The sequence below is a fragment of the Streptomyces sp. NPDC043685 genome (assembly GCF_056436585.1).
Genome location: NZ_JBWKCH010000011.1, coordinates 21,194 through 37,202, shown reverse-complemented (window position 1 = coordinate 37,202; position 16,009 = coordinate 21,194). Strand labels below are relative to the sequence as shown.

Annotated in this window: 13 protein-coding genes and 1 pseudogene; 11 read left to right on the top strand and 3 right to left on the bottom strand. The window is 72.2% G+C overall.

What is annotated here, in order from left to right:
• Window positions 1-20: 20 nt before the first annotated feature.
• From AC0665_RS31310 to AC0665_RS31300, 3 genes are all read left to right on the top strand, one after another.
• Window positions 21-902 carry a universal stress protein gene (locus AC0665_RS31310; protein WP_478706298.1) on the top strand — a complete coding sequence of 294 codons (882 nt, stop codon included), beginning with the start codon at window positions 21-23 and terminating at the stop codon, window positions 900-902.
• 207 nt (window positions 903-1,109) lie between these two features.
• Entirely contained in the window at window positions 1,110-1,832 is a 723-nt protein-coding gene (locus tag AC0665_RS31305) for a CBS domain-containing protein (protein ID WP_478706297.1), read from the top strand.
• A gap of 17 nt (window positions 1,833-1,849) precedes the next feature.
• On the top strand, window positions 1,850-2,347 hold the full coding sequence (locus AC0665_RS31300; RefSeq protein WP_468639015.1) for a flavodoxin domain-containing protein: 498 nt from the start codon (window positions 1,850-1,852) through the stop codon (window positions 2,345-2,347).
• A 13-nt stretch (window positions 2,348-2,360) separates the two neighbouring features.
• On the opposite strand, the gene AC0665_RS31295 is transcribed toward AC0665_RS31300, so the two are convergent.
• On the bottom strand, window positions 2,361-2,738 hold the full coding sequence (locus AC0665_RS31295) for an STAS domain-containing protein (RefSeq protein WP_478706296.1): 378 nt from the start codon (window positions 2,736-2,738) through the stop codon (window positions 2,361-2,363).
• A 446-nt stretch (window positions 2,739-3,184) separates the two neighbouring features.
• On the opposite strand from AC0665_RS31295, the gene AC0665_RS31290 reads away from it, so the two are divergent.
• Entirely contained in the window at window positions 3,185-3,859 is a 675-nt protein-coding gene (locus AC0665_RS31290) for a helix-turn-helix domain-containing protein (RefSeq protein WP_468639017.1), read from the top strand.
• A gap of 104 nt (window positions 3,860-3,963) precedes the next feature.
• On the opposite strand, the gene AC0665_RS31285 is transcribed toward AC0665_RS31290, so the two are convergent.
• Together AC0665_RS31285 and AC0665_RS31280 are read right to left on the bottom strand one after the other, a co-directional pair.
• Window positions 3,964-4,629 (bottom strand): CBS domain-containing protein, encoded by a 666-nt coding sequence (locus tag AC0665_RS31285; protein ID WP_478706295.1) that lies wholly within the window; start codon window positions 4,627-4,629, stop codon window positions 3,964-3,966.
• Between the two features lie 42 nt (window positions 4,630-4,671).
• Window positions 4,672-5,130, bottom strand: a complete 459-nt coding sequence (locus tag AC0665_RS31280) for a Crp/Fnr family transcriptional regulator (protein ID WP_478706294.1) — start codon at window positions 5,128-5,130, stop codon at window positions 4,672-4,674.
• Window positions 5,131-5,657: 527 nt separating this feature from the next.
• Between AC0665_RS31280 and AC0665_RS31275 the strand changes: the two genes are divergently transcribed.
• The 7 genes and pseudogenes from AC0665_RS31275 to AC0665_RS31245 all read left to right on the top strand — a co-directional run bounded on the left by AC0665_RS31275 (window position 5,658) and on the right by AC0665_RS31245 (window position 16,000).
• Window positions 5,658-8,057, top strand: coding sequence for a glycoside hydrolase family 65 protein (locus AC0665_RS31275; RefSeq protein WP_478706293.1), 2,400 nt, complete (start codon window positions 5,658-5,660; stop codon window positions 8,055-8,057).
• Between the two features lie 214 nt (window positions 8,058-8,271).
• Window positions 8,272-10,656, top strand: coding sequence for a phosphoketolase family protein (locus AC0665_RS31270; protein ID WP_478706292.1), 2,385 nt, complete (start codon window positions 8,272-8,274; stop codon window positions 10,654-10,656).
• 183 nt (window positions 10,657-10,839) lie between these two features.
• A complete protein-coding gene (locus tag AC0665_RS31265; protein ID WP_478706291.1) occupies window positions 10,840-11,529 on the top strand; it encodes a response regulator in 690 nt (229 codons plus the stop codon).
• 208 nt (window positions 11,530-11,737) lie between these two features.
• Window positions 11,738-13,471 (top strand): sensor histidine kinase, encoded by a 1,734-nt coding sequence (locus AC0665_RS31260; protein ID WP_478706290.1) that lies wholly within the window; start codon window positions 11,738-11,740, stop codon window positions 13,469-13,471.
• A 243-nt stretch (window positions 13,472-13,714) separates the two neighbouring features.
• A pseudogene (locus tag AC0665_RS31255) lies at window positions 13,715-13,861 on the top strand (universal stress protein); the annotation flags it as partial.
• A 207-nt stretch (window positions 13,862-14,068) separates the two neighbouring features.
• A complete protein-coding gene (locus AC0665_RS31250) occupies window positions 14,069-14,659 on the top strand; it encodes a universal stress protein (RefSeq protein ID WP_478706419.1) in 591 nt (196 codons plus the stop codon).
• Between the two features lie 435 nt (window positions 14,660-15,094).
• Window positions 15,095-16,000 carry a universal stress protein gene (locus tag AC0665_RS31245; protein WP_478706289.1) on the top strand — a complete coding sequence of 302 codons (906 nt, stop codon included), beginning with the start codon at window positions 15,095-15,097 and terminating at the stop codon, window positions 15,998-16,000.
• The last annotated feature ends 9 nt before the right edge of the window (window positions 16,001-16,009 follow it).

Sequence of the window (16,009 nt, the reverse complement as noted above, 5' to 3'; positions counted from 1 at the left end):
ACCTCTCAGCGGGGGCGAGGATGAGAACCGTGGGCAGGCCCATCGTCGTCGGCGTGGACGGTTCCGAATCCAGTCTGCAAGCCGTGGACTGGGCGGCCGACGAAGCCGAGCTGCACGCGGTGCCCTTGCATGTGGTGTACGCGTCACTCTGGCAGCGCTACGAGCGTGCCGTCTTTCCCACGAGCCCGGGCAGGACGGAGCGGATACTCACCGACGTGCTCGTGGTGACTGCGGCCAAACGCGCCGGCCGGCGATGTCCCGGCATGACGATCACCACCGAGGTCGTGCCCGCGGGGCCGGTGCCCGTGCTCCGCCATGCCGCGCACAAGGCCTCCGCGCTCGTCCTCGGCTCCCGTGGTCGTGGGAGCACCGCGGAACTGCTGCTGGGCTCGGTCAGCCTGGCCGTCGCCGGGCGGGCCGACGGTCCGGTGATCGTCGTCCGCGGCGTACCGGACGACCCGGTCACGGCCCGGCTCCATGGCCGTCGCGTCGTTCTGGGAGTGCCCGGCGAACCGGACGGCTCGGCGGCCGTGCGTTTCGCGTTCCGTGAGGCGGACCGGCGTGGCGTTCCACTGGAGGCGGTCCGAGCCTGGCACCCGCATGCCTATGAGACGACCGACCACGCGCTGGTTCCCGGCGAACCCGCCGAGGTGCACCGGCGGCGCGCGGTCGAGGCCTGGGAGACCGCGCTGCGCGCACCTGCCGCGGAGTTCCCGGACGTCGAGGTACGTCAGCGGATCGTCGAGGGCCGCGCCCGCACCGCCCTTATCGACGCATCGGCCCCTGCGGCACTCCTCGTGATCGGCGCTCAGCGTCCCGAGGGACGCCTCGGCCCGCACACCGGCCGTGTGACCCACGCCGTGCTGCACCACGCCGCCTGCCCCGTGGGAGTGGTCCCGTAGCGGACACGGTCGCGCCCCGCGGTCCTCGACGACCAGGGCCCATCGGTCCCAGGTCGGCCCGATCGGCCCCTGGGACGGCGCCACGGGCCGGGGGACGCTCGATGCGTCTGGAAGGCTCCGAGGAGACCGCCCGAACTGCCCGGACCCCGCCTGCGCCGACTCGGCCGAGTCACTCGTGTGGACCGAGTCCCTGGAGGAGGAACCGACATGCAGCACGCCAAGATCGGCTCCGTGATGAGTACGGAAGTGGTGCGGGTCGCGGAAAGGACGTCCGTGGAGGAAGCGGCCCGGATGCTCGCCGCGCACCGCACCGGGCTGTTCGTGGTGGACGAGGACGACCGGGTGATCGGCATCGTGACCGATGCCGACCTGCGGGCTCACGAGGTCGCGGCTCCCGGGTCGGGCGGGTGGCGCCGCTTCCGGTCCGCCACGCTCGCCATCGCCGGCTGGCGGCGCGGAGGCGCGGCACCTCGCACGGCCGGACAGGTGATGAGGGCGCCCCCGGTCCCGGTGCATGCCGAGGACACCGTCGTCGAGGCCGCGCGGGCCATGGCCGGGCGAGATGTGGAGCGGCTGCCCGTCCTGGACGAGGAGGGCCGGTTGGTCGGCGTCCTCGATCCCCGCGACCTGCTTCAGGTCTTCGCACGCTCTGACGAGAACATCCGGGACGAGGTGGTCGACGAGGTGTTCGTGCGTGCCCTGTGGCTGATGCCGCGCAGCGTCGACGTCTCCGTCACCCAGGGCGTGGTCATGCTCGCCGGCGGGCTGGAACTCAGGAGCGAGGCGGAGTTCGCCGTCGCCATGACCTGGCAGATCGACGGGGTGGTCGCGGTCGTCGACCGGCTCACCTGGCGTCTGGACGACACGCGTCTTCGGGCGGACGAGCGGACACTGCGCTGCGCGGCCGACGACTGGCTGCGCGAATTGTGAGAGGAGGGCGGACCGTCATGGTGAAGAACGTGCTGGTCGCGTACGCGACGACGAACGGATCCACCGCGGAGATCGCCGAGTGGGTCGCCGAAGTTCTGCGCAGGGACGGGCTGAGGGCCGAGGCTCTCCCGGCCCGTTCCCTGTCCGGTGTGGCGTCGTACGACGCCGTGGTGGTCGGCGGGGGCTTGTACGCCGGCCGCTGGCACAAGGACGCCCGCCGTTTCGTGCGGCGCCACCGCAAGGCACTGCGCGAACGCCCGCTGTGGTTGTTCAGCAGCGGACCGCTCGACCCGTCGGCGTCGGAGAGGGACCTTCCTCCCGTGCCCGGCGTGAAGAAAGCCATGATCGGCCTCGACGCCACGGAGCACGTCACCTTCGGCGGCTGTCTCAAGGAAGGCGCAAAGGGCTGGGTCGCCCGGATGATCATCCGCAACGGGAAGGGTGGCGACTTCCGCGATGTCGAGCGGATCGAGGCGTGGGCGACACGGGTCGGCCGGGAACTGCGGTCCGACTGACGCCGGCTCGGCGTCACCTGATCACGCTGCTCTCCGGCAACAGGCCGGCCAGGCCCTCCGGCATCTCGGGAAGCACCTCGAAGACCCCGGCCAGTCCGGCGTGCCGCAGAACACGCCGGAGCGCCGGGCTGTCGCTGACCAGGCGCAGCCGCCCGCGCCGCGCCAGGACGCGGTTTCGCACCCGGCACAGCACTCCCAGTCCCGCGCAGTCGATGAAGGACACCGGGCGCAGATCCAGTATCAGGTCGAGGCCGCTGCCACCCGTCAGCGCGTCGAGACGCGTTCTCAGTGCCTGCGCCGTGGCCAGGTCGATCTCGCCGGTCAGCGTCGCGACGTCTGCCCTGCGCTCCGGCGGCTGCGGGAGAACGGACCTGCTGGAGATGTCAGCCATGCTCAGAGCAAAGCCGGGCGGCGGTGCGTGCGACAGGGCCGTTCGGCCCCGCCCGCGAGGCCGCTGGGACCATCGGGGCGCGCGGCAGGGGGCTCGCGCCGTGGACGCGCCCCCGCGCGGGTCGGTGGTGGGGCCGACCGGCCCAAGCGCGCCACACCGATCCGGTCCAAGCTGGAGATGCGGTGCGATCCGGTCGACTCGCCCGCATCAGGAAGGTGGGACGCATGGACGCCCGTGTCTTCCACGGCCCCGGGCAGCCCGCAGGAAAGGAAACGCCGCCGGACCCCACTGTCGAGCAGGCGACCCAGAGGTGAGACCGGGCACCCTGCCCCGCCCCGGCCCGGCCTGTCGGCACCGGTGCGCTCAAGGCCCTGCCGGGTGAGGAACAGCACGAGGAAGCCGTCCCCCACCGGGCGGCACGACGAAGGAGAGAGAGGTGACGGGCCATGACCGATCCGGCCTCGTCGGACGCCATGACAGGGAGCCCCATGGGCGACCTCGGGCGGCGCATCACCCAGCGGCGCACGGAACTCGGCCTGAGCCGGCAGGAGACGGCCGCACAGGCCGGCATGGCACCGGCCTACCTCCAGTACCTGGAGGAGCGTCCCACCGCGGATCCGGGCGCGGGCACGCTGCTCCGGCTGGCCGGAGCGCTGAAGACGACGGTGGGACACCTGACAGGTGGCGACACCCGGCTCCCACCCGGCCTGGGCCAGGCCGCCCGGACCCCTCGCTTCACCGAGCTGACCGAAACGGAATGCCGCTCGCTGCTCTCGACGCACGGGGTGGGGCGTCTTGCCGTACCCGCGGACTCCGGCCCGGTCGTCGTGCCGGTCAACTACAGCGTCGTCGACGGCGAGATCCTCTTCCGCACCGACCCGGGCACGGCCCCGGCACAGGCAGCCGGGCAACGGGTCGCCTTCGAGGTCGACCGCATCGACGAGGCCTTCAGCGAGGGCTGGAGCGTGCTGGTGCGCGGCCCGGCCCGGGTCGTGACCGACGAGGAGGAGGCCGCTCGTCTGGCAGCCCTGGCGTACAGCACGCCCTGGGCGGGAGGCCGGCGTGAGCTGTTGCTGCGCATCGAGCCCGTGGCGGTCACCGGGCGCCGGATCACGGTCTGACGGCAGGAGGGCCGTTGACTCCGGCCCAGGCGTCCGATGCCTGCCGGAGTGCGGTCGTCGACGGATCGCTGTAGGCCCCCCGGGTCACCTTGAGCCACCCCGTGTCATCCAGGGTCACTGCGGGGCGACGCACCGGCCAGGTGGCACTCGACGTCCACCACGCCCTCGACGGCGCGGATCAGACGGGCGGCGACGGGTACGAGGCGGGTGTCCCGGATCCGGCCGGTGAGCGTGACGACCCCGTCCTGGACCTCGACGCGGATGGGGACGAGGGGAGCGGGGAAAAGGTAGCTCACGACCTCGCGGCGGACTTCCTCGGCAAGCTCCTCGTCGGTTCGCAGGAACACCTTGAGCAGGTCCGCCCGGCTGACGATGCCCTTGAGGACGCCCTCGTCGTCGACGACCGGGAGCCGCTTCACCTTGCGCTGCGCCATGACACGGGCGGCCTCCGCGAGCGTGGCGCCTGCGCGCACGGTGACGGCCGGGGCGTTCATCAGCTCCTCGGCGGTCACTCCGCCGGCCTTGGCAAGGTCGGACAGCCGGCGCATCTGGGTGGAGCGGTCCGGGTCGCTGTCGCGGAACTCCTCCTTGGGCAGCAGGTCGGCCTCCGAGACCACCCCGATCACCCTGCCCTCACCCTCGAGGACGGGCAGCGCGCTGACCTTCCACTGCTGCATGGTCCTGACGATGTCCTTGAAGGCGGCGCCGCGGCCGACCGCGACGACGGTGTGGGTCATGACGTCGCCGACGATGTGCGGGCTGCCCTGCATGATCGTGCTCCTTCGCTGATCGGACGGGCACGGCCCGGTTGCTCATACCGGGCTGCCGCTGCCGTAGGGGGCGTACAGGTCGAGCAGCCGGACGCGCGACGCGTGCAGCCGGTGGGCGACCACCCGGCCGACCCAGTCCGCGACGGCGCGGCCGAACTCGGCGTCCCGGGCGCACATCGCCCGCACGGCCTCGGCGTCGAACTCGTAGGCCCGCACCGGGGTCATCGCCTCCGCCCCCAGATGCCAGACGTACGGCGTGAAGTGCCACGACCAGCCGACCAGCTCGCCGTGCCCCAGGGACCCGACGACAGCGGCCCGGCGGCCGGGGACCCGGAGATCGAGCGTGACCGTCCCGGTGCGCACGATCCAGAACCGGTCGGCGCGGCGGCCCTCCTCGAACAGGCGCGAGCCCGCGTCGAAGGACACCTCTCGGGCGACGCTCATCAGTCGCTCCCGATGTCCGGGCGCCAGGCCCGCGGACAGACTGGTGGTGGAGGTCATCGCCAGGCTCCCTTCTGTTGCCGCCCAGTCGGGCGGCGAGTCCGGGGTTGTGACTTCAGCGTGTGCCCGTCCCGGTTCCGGCACCACGGGCCGCCCGGCCCTCGGACGGGGCCGTTGGTCCCCCCCCGGCCGTGTCCCGCGTGGCGGCAGCCCCCTTGCCCGTTCTCCCGGAGCAGCCCGAAGCACGGGCCGGACAGCCCGGGCGGGGCACCGGTCGCCCCTCGCGCCCGGACGTGGCAGATGCGACGGTGAGAGTGGATCTGCACCATGCCCGGGTACGAGGCGGTGGGAACGATGACGAGGAGACTTTCCCTGGTCGGGGGCGCCGACGCGTCGGGGGCTCCCCTGCGTGAGGGCAGCCACGCCACCGCCGCCGGGCCCGGGCCCCGCTCGACGAGCTGCTCCGCGACGCCGCACCGACGGGGCGACGCAGGCCACCGGCTCGGGAGGGCGGCGCACACGCCGCTCCGCCACGCCGCATGCCCCGTGGCGGTCGTGCCGCAGCGCGCCCCGGGGGTGACAGCTCCATGAAGGACAGGTCCTGGGAGTACGAGGGGTACCGTCCCGCGGACGAGCGGCTGCGTGAAGCGCTGTGCACGCTCGGCAACGGCTACTTCGCCACCCGCGGGACACTCCCCGAGTGCACGGCGGACGACGTGCACTACCCCGGCACCTACGTGGCCGGCTGCTACAACCGGCTCACCTCCGACGTCGCCGGACGCCGGGTGGAGAACGAGGACCTGGTCAACCTCCCCAACTGGCTGCCGCTGCGTTTCCGGCTCGGGGGAGGGGAGTGGCTCACACCGGACGCGGCGAACGTCCTGGACCACCGTCAGACCCTCCACCTGAAATCGGGAGTGCTGGAGCGCCGCACCCGTTACGCCCTCGGCGAGGGGAGGGTCCTCGCGGTACGGCAGCAGCGACTGGTGCACATGGGCGACCCGCACATCGCCGCACTGCGCACCGAGCTCACCGCCGAGTCCTTCAACGGCGAACTGGAGGTCCGGGCCGCACTCGACGGGACCGTCGTCAACGCGGGCGTCCCCCGGTACCGGGACCTGGACGGCCACCATCTGACCCATGTGCATACCGGCACAGCCGCGCCCGGCACGGTCTGGCTGCGCTGCCGCACCCGTACCTCGGACATCCGGATCGGCATGGCCGCCCGGCTGACGGCTCCAGGACCGGTCACGGACACCCCCGGCCCCTCGCACGCGGCTCAGCGCGTCATGCTGTCCCTGGCCGTCGGCCGCACGGCAACCGTCGACAAGACCATCGCCCTGCACACCTCACGCGACCCCGCGATCAGTGATCCGTTGCAGGCGGCCGTGGACAGGATGAGCGAGGCACCGGCCTTCGACGAACTGCTCGCATCGCACCGGGTCGCCTGGAGCCAATGGTGGCGCCGGGCCGAACTCGACGTCCCCGGGGAAGCGGGCGCCATCCTGCGGCTGCACCTCTTCCACGTGGTGCAGACGCTCTCCCCGCACACCGCCGACCTGGACGTGGGCGTGCCGGCCCGCGGGCTGCACGGCGAGGCCTACCGGGGCCATGTGTTCTGGGACGAACTGTTCGTCCTGCCCTACCTCAACCTGCATTTCCCCGAGGTCTCCCGCGCCCTGCTCCACTACCGCCACCGGCGACTGGACCGGGCCCGCGCCGCGGCACGGGCCATCGGCCGGCGCGGCGCGCTGTATCCGTGGCAGAGCGGCAGCGACGGACGCGAGGAGACCCAGCGGCTGCACCTCAACCCCCGCTCGGGCCGCTGGCTGCCCGACCACACCCACCTCCAGCATCACGTCGGCTCGGCCATCGCCTACAACGTCTGGCAGTACTGCGAGGCCTGCGGCGACGCCGACTATCTGCACACCGAGGGCGCCGAGATGCTGCTGCAGATCGCGCGCTTCTGGGCCGACTCCGCCACCTGGGACGAGGAGCTGCGACGGCACCGCATCCGGGGCGTGGTCGGACCCGACGAGTACCACGTGATCCACCCCGGCGCCGAGCGGCCGGGCCTCGACGACAACACGTACACCAACGTCACGGCCGCCTGGGTACTCACCCGGGCCCTGGACGTCCTGCGTATCCTGCCCGAACCCCGGCGCCGCGAACTCCTCGAGCGCATCGCCCTGGACGACGGTGAACCGGACCGCTGGGACCACGTCTCCCGTACGCTCCACGTGCCGTTCCACGCCGGAGTCGTCAGCCAGTTCGACGGGTACGGCGAGCTGGCCGAACTCGACTGGGACGGTTACCGCGAGCGCTACGGCGACATCCGGCGCCTGGACCGGATCCTGGAAGCGGAGGGCGACAGCGTCAACCGCTACAAGGCGTCCAAGCAGGCCGACGTGCTGATGCTCGGGTACCTCTTCTCACCGTCCGAACTCCGGCGTCTATTCCACCGGTTGGGACACCGGCTGGAGGACGAGACCTGGCGGCGCACCGTCGACTACTACCTGGCCCGCACCAGCCACGGCTCCACCCTCAGCGGTCTCGTCCACGGCTGGGTCCTGGCCCGGTGCCGACGCTCCGACGCGTGGACGTTCTGCCAGGAGGCCCTGCGCGGCGACATCGCCGACCTCCAGGGCGGCACGACCGGCGAGGGCATCCACCTGGGAGCCATGGCCGGCACCCTCGACCTGGTGCAACGAGGTCTGCCCGGACTGGAGACCCGCGCCGGGGCACTGTGGCTGGACCCGGTGCCGTTGCCCGGGCTGTCGTCGTACGGCTTCTCCCTGCGCTACCAGAGCCATTGGGGCATCAGGCTGCGCCTGACGAGCGGGCAGCTGGAGATCGCCGTACCGCCGTCCGACCTTGCGCCCATCGACGTGGAACTGCCGGACCGTTCGATCGGCGTGCCGCCGGGGGAGACGTGCCGGCTGGTCCTCACCGACGACGGCCATCACCGGACGGACACCGGAAGCTGAGAGCGAGGCGATCGGGCAGGCCGACGCCACGCTCGGACACTTCCTGTGCGTTCGCGGATCCCCTTCCAGCAGGCCACGGCGGGACGGCGTCAGGGGGACTCCCGGGCCGCAGGAGGGGCCGACAGGCCCTGTCGTGCGCCCGATGAGCGGACCAAGGTGGAAAGCGCGGCCCGGTAGGTGTTCCCGGCCCGCACCCCTACCCGGAAGGACTCCCATGTCCGTCGACACCCAGCAGACGTCCGCCGAGCTCACGGAGGAGGAGCTGAAGAAGCTGGACGTCCACTGGCGCGCCGCGAACTACCTGGCGGTCGGCCAGATCTACCTCATGGGCAACCCCCTGCTGACCGAACCGCTGCGTCCCGAACACGTCAAACCGCGGCTGCTCGGACACTGGGGCACCTCTCCTGGCCTGAACCTGGTGCACACCCATCTCAACCGAGTCGTCAAAGCCCGTGACCTGGACGCGCTGTGCATCTGGGGGCCGGGGCACGGCGGACCGGCGGTGCTCGCGAACTCCTGGCTGGAAGGCTCGTACACGCAGACCTACCCGGACGTCACGCGGGACTCGGCAGGCATGGCACGGCTGTTCAAGCAGTTCTCCTTCCCCGGCGGGGTGCCCAGCCACGCCGCCCCGGAGACCCCCGGCTCGATCCACGAGGGCGGAGAGCTCGGTTACGCCCTGTCGCACGCGTACGGCGCCGCTCTGGACAACCCCGGCCTGGTGGTCGCCTGCGTCATCGGCGACGGCGAGGCCGAGACCGGGCCGCTGGCCGCGTCCTGGCACTCCAACAAGTTCCTCGACCCGGTCCACGACGGTGCCGTGCTGCCGATCCTGCACCTCAACGGGTACAAGATCGCCAACCCGACGGTGCTGTCCCGACTGCCCGAGGCCGAGCTGGACGCACTCCTACGGGGATACGGCCATGACCCCGTCCACGTCGCGGGGGACGAACCCATGGCCGTCCACCGCGCGATGGCGCAGGCCATGGACACCGCCCTGGACCGAATCGCCGGGGCTCAGCGCGCCGCCCGTGAGGAGGGAGTGACCGAGCGCCCGCACTGGCCGGTGATCGTGCTGCGCACCCCGAAGGGCTGGACCGGCCCGGCCGAGGTCGACGGCGAGGCCGTCGAAGGCACGTGGCGCGCCCACCAGGTGCCGTTGTCCGGCGTCCGCGACAACCCCGACCATCTGCGGCAACTGGAGTCCTGGCTGCGTTCGTACCGGCCGGAGGAGCTCTTCGACGAGGACGGGGCTCCCCGTCCCGAGGTGCTGGCCTGCGTCCCGGACGGCGCACGGCGGCTCGGCGCAACACCGCACGCCAACGGGGGGCTCTTGCTGCGCGAACTGCCCCTGCCGTCACCGGACACGCACGCCGTCGCGGTCGACAAACCCGGCAGCACCTTGCGCGAACCGACGCGCGTGCTCGGCGACATGCTGCGAGACGTCATGCGGGCCACGGCAGACCGCCGCGATTTCCGCCTGGTCGGCCCGGACGAGACCGCCTCCAACCGGCTTCAGGCCGTCTACGACGCCAGCGGGAAGGCCTGGCAGGCCGGGACCCTGCCCGTGGACGAGCACCTGGACCGGCACGGCCGGGTGATGGAAATCCTGTCCGAACACACCTGTCAGGGATGGCTGGAGGGCTATCTGCTCACCGGCCGGCACGGGCTGTTCTCCTGCTACGAGGCGTTCGTGCACATCGTCGACTCCATGGTCAACCAGCACATCAAGTGGCTGCGCACCTCGCGCGGGCTGCCCTGGCGCGCCCCCATCGCCTCCCTCAACTACCTGCTGACCTCGCATGTGTGGCGGCAGGACCACAACGGCTTCTCCCACCAGGACCCCGGCTTCGTCGACCACGTCCTCAACAAGAGCCCCGAGGTCGTCCGGGTCTACCTCCCGCCGGACGCCAACACCCTGCTGTCCGTCGCTGACCACGCCCTGCGCAGCCGCGACTACGTCAACGTGATCGTCGCCGGGAAGCAGCCCTGCTTCGACTGGCTCTCCATGGACGAGGCCCGGGTCCATTGCGCCCGTGGCGCCGGCATCTGGGAGTGGGCCGGAACCGAGGACGGGACCCGGGAGCCGGACGTGGTGCTGGCCTGCGCGGGCGACGTCCCCACCCAGGAGATCCTCGCCGCCGCACAGTTGCTCCGCCGCCACCTGCCGGATCTGGCGGTGCGCGTGGTCAACGTCGTGGACCTGGCCCGGCTCCTGCCCCGGGAAGAGCACCCGCACGGCATGCCGGACGCGCAGTACGACGCCCTGTTCACCACCGACAAACCGGTCGTCTTCGCCTACCACGGCTATCCGTGGCTGATTCACCGGCTGGCCTACCGCCGCACCGGTCACAAGAACCTGCATGTGCGCGGCTACAAGGAGATCGGCACCACCACGACGCCGTTCGACATGGTGGTGGGCAACGACATGGACCGCTACCGCCTGGTCATGGACGTCATCGACCGGGTACCGGGGCTCGCCGTGCGGGCGGCGGCCGTGCGGCAGCGGATGGTGGACGCCCGCACCCGCCACCACGACTGGATCCGCGTCCACGGCACCGACCTGCCGGAGGTCGCCGACTGGACCTGGGACGGCTGAGCGGCTGCTCGCCGGGTGGTAGCCGGTGTCGCCGGGCGTCACGAAGAGGGAGGATCGAAGGAGGGCGAAACAGGGCCGACCGGCCCTGGCCTTCCGGCCCACGACCGAGGAAGATCCGATTCGTACGCCCGACAGCACCCGGGTACGGACACCGGTACGCAGCGCTGGACAAGGAGCATGAACATGACGGACGGCGAGCAGCCCGGCCACGACGACCGGATCCGGGTCTTCCTGCTGGACGACCACGAGGTCGTACGGCGCGGCGTGCACGACCTGCTGAACGACGAACCGGACATCACCGTGGTCGGTGAGGCCGGCACCGTCGAGCAGGCGCTGGTGCGGGTGCCCGCCCTGCGTCCCCAGGTCGCGATCCTCGACGTCCGCCTGCCCGACGGCGACGGCGTGTCGGTGTGCCGCGAGCTCCGCTCGGGCATGCCCGACCTGGCGTGTCTGATGCTGACTTCCTTCGACGACGAGGAGGCGCTGCTGGACTCCATCATGGCCGGCGCCTCCGGATACGTGCTGAAGCAGATCCAGGGCTCCGACCTGGTCTCCGCCGTGCGCACGGTGGCCCGGGGCCAGTCCCTGCTCGACCCGAGCGCCACCACGAAGCTGATGGCCCGGTTGCGGGGAGGCGGGCAGAAGGAGGAGCCCGACGCCCTTCCCGGGCTGACCGAGCGCGAGCGGGAAATCCTGGCCCTGATCGGGGAAGGGCTGACCAACCGCCAGATCGGCCAGCGCCTCTACCTCGCCGAGAAGACGGTGAAGAACCACATCTCCCGCCTCCTGGCCAAGCTCGGCGTCGAACGACGCGTCCAGGCGGCCGTGATCGCCACCCAGGCCCAGGACCGGCTCAAGGGCGGCAGCTGCTGAGGCCGGGCGGTCCGACGACGACACGGGGCCGCGCCCACCGCTTGCCCGGGTTCCCTCCACAGCGGCCGTCCTGCCTCTGACGGCCGGGACCGGGTCTCCGTCCCGGTCACCTGCCTTGATCTCGTACCGCTCGCCCGCGCGCCCCGATACCGTGGCATCAGTGGGACTGACGGCCCGCGGCACGGTGAGACGACCAGGAGGACCGGGCGTGGAAAGCTCCGCGGAATCGCGGGAGGCACGGGTACGGCTTCCCCAGCTGCGGCTGGACGAGCTGCTGGAGGAGTTGCAGGCCCGCCTGGATGCCGCGCGGGGTACACGGGACCGGGTCCACAGCCTGCTCGAGGCGGTGCTGTCGGTCGGCCGCGAGCTGGACCTGGAGCAGGCGCTGTACAGCATCGTGCAGGCCGCGGCGGTCCTCGTCGACGCCCAGTACGCCGCGCTCGGAGTGATCGGCCCGGACGGCAGACGGCTGTCCGACTTCCTCACGGTCGGTCTCACCGCGGAGCAGATCGCGCGGATCGCCCATTACCCGGAAGGCCACGGCATCCTGGGAGAGCTGATCCGTCACCCCGAGCCGCTGCGACTGACCAAGCTCTCCGAGCACACCGCCTCGTACGGCTTCCCGCTCAACCATCCGCCGATGCACACCTTCCTCGGTGTCCCGATCCGCGTGCGCGACCAGGTTTTCGGCAATCTGTACCTGACCGAGAAGCGAGGCGGAGCGCAGTTCGACGAGGACGACGAGTCGGTTCTGTCCACTCTCGCCGTAGCGGCCGGTGTCGCCATCGACAACGCGCGTCTGTACGAGGAGTCGCGGCGGCGGGAGCGTTGGTTGCAGGCGAGCGCCGAGATCACGCACGCCATCATGTCCGGCAGCGAACGGGACGGCGTCCTGCGCCTGATCGCCGAGCGGGCCATGGACATCACGGGGGCCGCCCTGGCCGTGGTGGCGGTGCCCATGGAAGGCACCGGCACGCTCACGGTGGAGCTGGCCATCGGAGAGGAAGCCGAGACCCACCGCGGGATGGTGCTGCCCGTCGAGAAGAGCCTGATCGGTCAGGCCTTCTCGGAAGCCTCCACGATCACCAGCCCGGACGTCTCCCAGGACGAACGGGTCTCCTCCGGCCCGCGGCGCTTCATCGGCCTCGGCCCTGCCGTGGCCGCACCGATCGGCAGTGGCGAAAGCGTCCGCGGTGTCGTGCTGCTGGTCCGCGAGGCGGGCCAGACCGTGTTCCTCGAGCAGGAGACGGAACCGCTCAAGGCCTTCGCTGCCCAGGCCGCGGTCGCGATGGAACTGGCCGAGCGCCGGCAGGCCGCCGAGCAGATCGCACTCCTGGAGGACCGCGACCGCATCGCCCGGGACCTGCACGACCTGGCGATCCAGCGGCTCTTCGCCACCGGCATGACACTGCAGAGCGCCGGGCGTTTCATCGAGCACCCCGAGGCTTCCGAGCGGGTGGTGCGGGCGGTGGACGACCTGGACGAGACCATCAAGATCATCAGGTCGACGATCTTCGGCCTGCGTTCGCGCGAGAGCGCTGCCGGCACAGGTCTGAGGGCCCGGGCCGTGCGGGCCGTCGGCGAGGCCGCGCCCGTACTGGGCTTCGCCCCGAGCCTGCGCATGGAGGGGCTGCTGGACACCCAGGTGCCGAAGGAGACGGCCGACCACCTGATGGCGGTCCTTTCGGAAGCCCTGACCAATGTCGCCCGGCACGCGCGCGCCGGCCGCGCCGAGGTCGTGCTGGCGACGGACGGCCGTGAGGTGCGGCTGGAGGTGTCCGACAACGGCGTGGGCATCGCGGCCGAGGGCCGCCGCAGCGGGTTGAGCAACATGGCCGAACGCGCCCGGCAGGTGGGCGGCGAACTGGACTGGACCTGCCCGGACGGCGGAGGCACCACGTTGGTCTGGCGGGTCCCGGTGGGTGACAGCGGGGACCGGTGAGCGCGGGGACCGAGCTCGCCGGGGACCGGTGATCGGCAAGGCCGCCGGTCGTCGGGTCGGGGGCCGGCCCCGCAGGAGCTCCGCGCCGATCCTTCCGTCAGCCCGTCTTCCGAGGACACACGGCCGCATCGGAGGACGCGCAGGGATGCCCGGGACGGTCGTCCGCCGTGTGGGGACCAGTGGGCCCCTCCGCACCTGCTCCGAGGAACCGAAGACTCGAGGCGTCCCCCGAGGAGGTTCCACATGACCCGCACCGTCACCGCCGGACTGGACGGCTCGCCGGAGAGCATGGCCGCGGCCGAATGGGCCGCCCGCGAAGCACAGCTGCGCGACCTGCCCCTGCGCCTGGTGAGCGCTTGGGAGTGGCCGCCGTCGGCCTTCGCTCCGACCACCGGGCTCGCCGTGCCGGTCCCGCCGACCGCCCGGCGCGCATGGGCGACACGTTCTGGACGAGGCGCGGGCGCGCGTCGCCGCTCGGCATCCCGGTCTGCGGATCGACGCCGACGAGATACCGGGGCAGCCCGTCCCCGCCCTGCTGAAGGCCGCTTGCGCAGGTCGAGGCCGAGGACGACGTCGCCGTGGGCCGAGGACGCCCGGATGCTGGTGCGCGGCTCCCGCGGTGCGAGCAGGGCCGCCGGATACCTGGTCGGCTCTGTCGCCCTGTCCGTCCTGGCCCGGAGCACACGCCCGGTGGTGCTCGTGCGGGTTGAGGAGCGGCCCGCCGGTGAACCTCGCGCCGACGACCCGACCGCCGGCTCCGGGGCCCACGGCGACGTCGTCCTCGGCCTCGACCTGCGCAAGCCCGACGACACCGTCATCGCGTTCGCGTTCGACGCCGCCGCCCGTCGAGCGGCCGGTCTGCGGGTCGTCCACGGCTGGACGCTGCCGCCCTACCACTACGGCGGGGAGCTCATGCCCGAGCTGAGCGCCGAGACGGCCGCCCGGGTCCGCCACGAGCTGACCGACGTGCTGCGTCCCTGGCAGGAGAAGTTCCCCGAGGTGGAGGTGCGCGCACAGGCCACGGTCGGCGGCGCGAGTGCTCACCTGGTCGACGCCTCGCGCGGCGCGGCGCTGGTGATCGTGGGCCGCCGGGTCCGTCGGGCGCCGGTCGGCCCCCACATCGGGCCCGTGACGCAGGCGTTGCTGCACCACGCCGCCGCCCCGGTGGCGGTCGTCGCACACAACTGACCGCCGTGCCCGACGGCGGGCGGCCGTAGCCGGGACGGTCGGCAGCCGAAACCGCGGTGACGGGCGGTCGTAGCCGGGACGGTCGGCAGCCGCAGCCGCAGCCGCGACGGCCAGCAGCCGCAGTCGCAGCCGGGACGGTCGGCAGCCAAAGCCGCGGGTGGCCGTCCACGGCATGTCCGGCCCCCGGTCGACGGGTCTCTTCTCGTCGCCGGAACGAGGGGAATCCACCGGATGGCGCGCCTCCCACCCCGGCCGGTCATCCGACCCGCTGCGGCCCTGCGCGGTCTCCCACAGCGCTCTCCGCCGTCGCCCGTGCCGTCGCCGACACCCGGCGGACAGGGCCCTTCGGCCCGCGCAGGGGACCAGCGGCCCCTGCCCCGGCGGGCCCGCGGGCGAGACGCTTTCAGCAGATCACCACACCCAGGAGGTGGGCACATGCCCGGCACGATCATCGTAGGTCTGGACGGTTCGCTGGAGAGCCGGGCCGCGGCGGAATGGGCCGCCCGTGAAGCGGCGTTGCGCGGTACTGGCGTGGGGCTGGTCCACGTGTGGCTGCCCCTGCCGGAGCGGATGGCCCAGGCCCCGCTCCTCGGCGCCGAGACCCACCAGCACTGGACCGAACGCGTCCCGCGCGAAGCGGCCGAAGGGCTGCGGCTGCGTCACCCCGGGGTCGGGGTGACGCACGAACAGCGCACCGGAGCCCCGGCCGAAGCCCTCCTGGAGGCCTCCCGCGACGCGGAGTTGCTGGTTCTGGGCTCCCGCGCACTGAGCGGGCTCCCCGGCTTTCTGGTCGGATCCGTCGGCCAGTCCGTCGTCGCCCGCGCCGAGATGCCCGTCGTCCTGGTACGCGCCGGTGAGCAGGCCGCCGACGAGCACCTCAAGGATCCCGTCGGTATCCCGTCCGCCGCGACCGCGTTCCGGCCTGTCGTCCTGGGTCTGGACACCGATAGCCCCGACGAGACCCTGATCGCCTTCGCCTTCGACGAGGCACGGTTGCGCGAGGCCCCGCTGACCGTCGTCCAGGGCTGGAACCTGCCGTCCTCCTACGTCTACAGCCTGGCGGCCGGTGTCGATCCTCGTGACGAGATCACGCGTGAGCGGATCGCCGCGCTCACCGAGGCGCTGCTGCCCTGGCGGGAGAAGTACCCGGATGTCGAAATCACCGAGATCTCCCGCCTGGGCAGCCCCGCCAACCACCTCATCGACGCCTCCCGTGACGCCTCCCTCGTCGTCGTCGGGCGGCGCGTGCGCCGCAACCCGTTCGGCATCCACATCGGTTCCGTGGCCCACGCGGTGCTGCACCACGCCACCGCCCCCGTCGCCGTCGTCGCGCACGCCTGACAAGGCGAG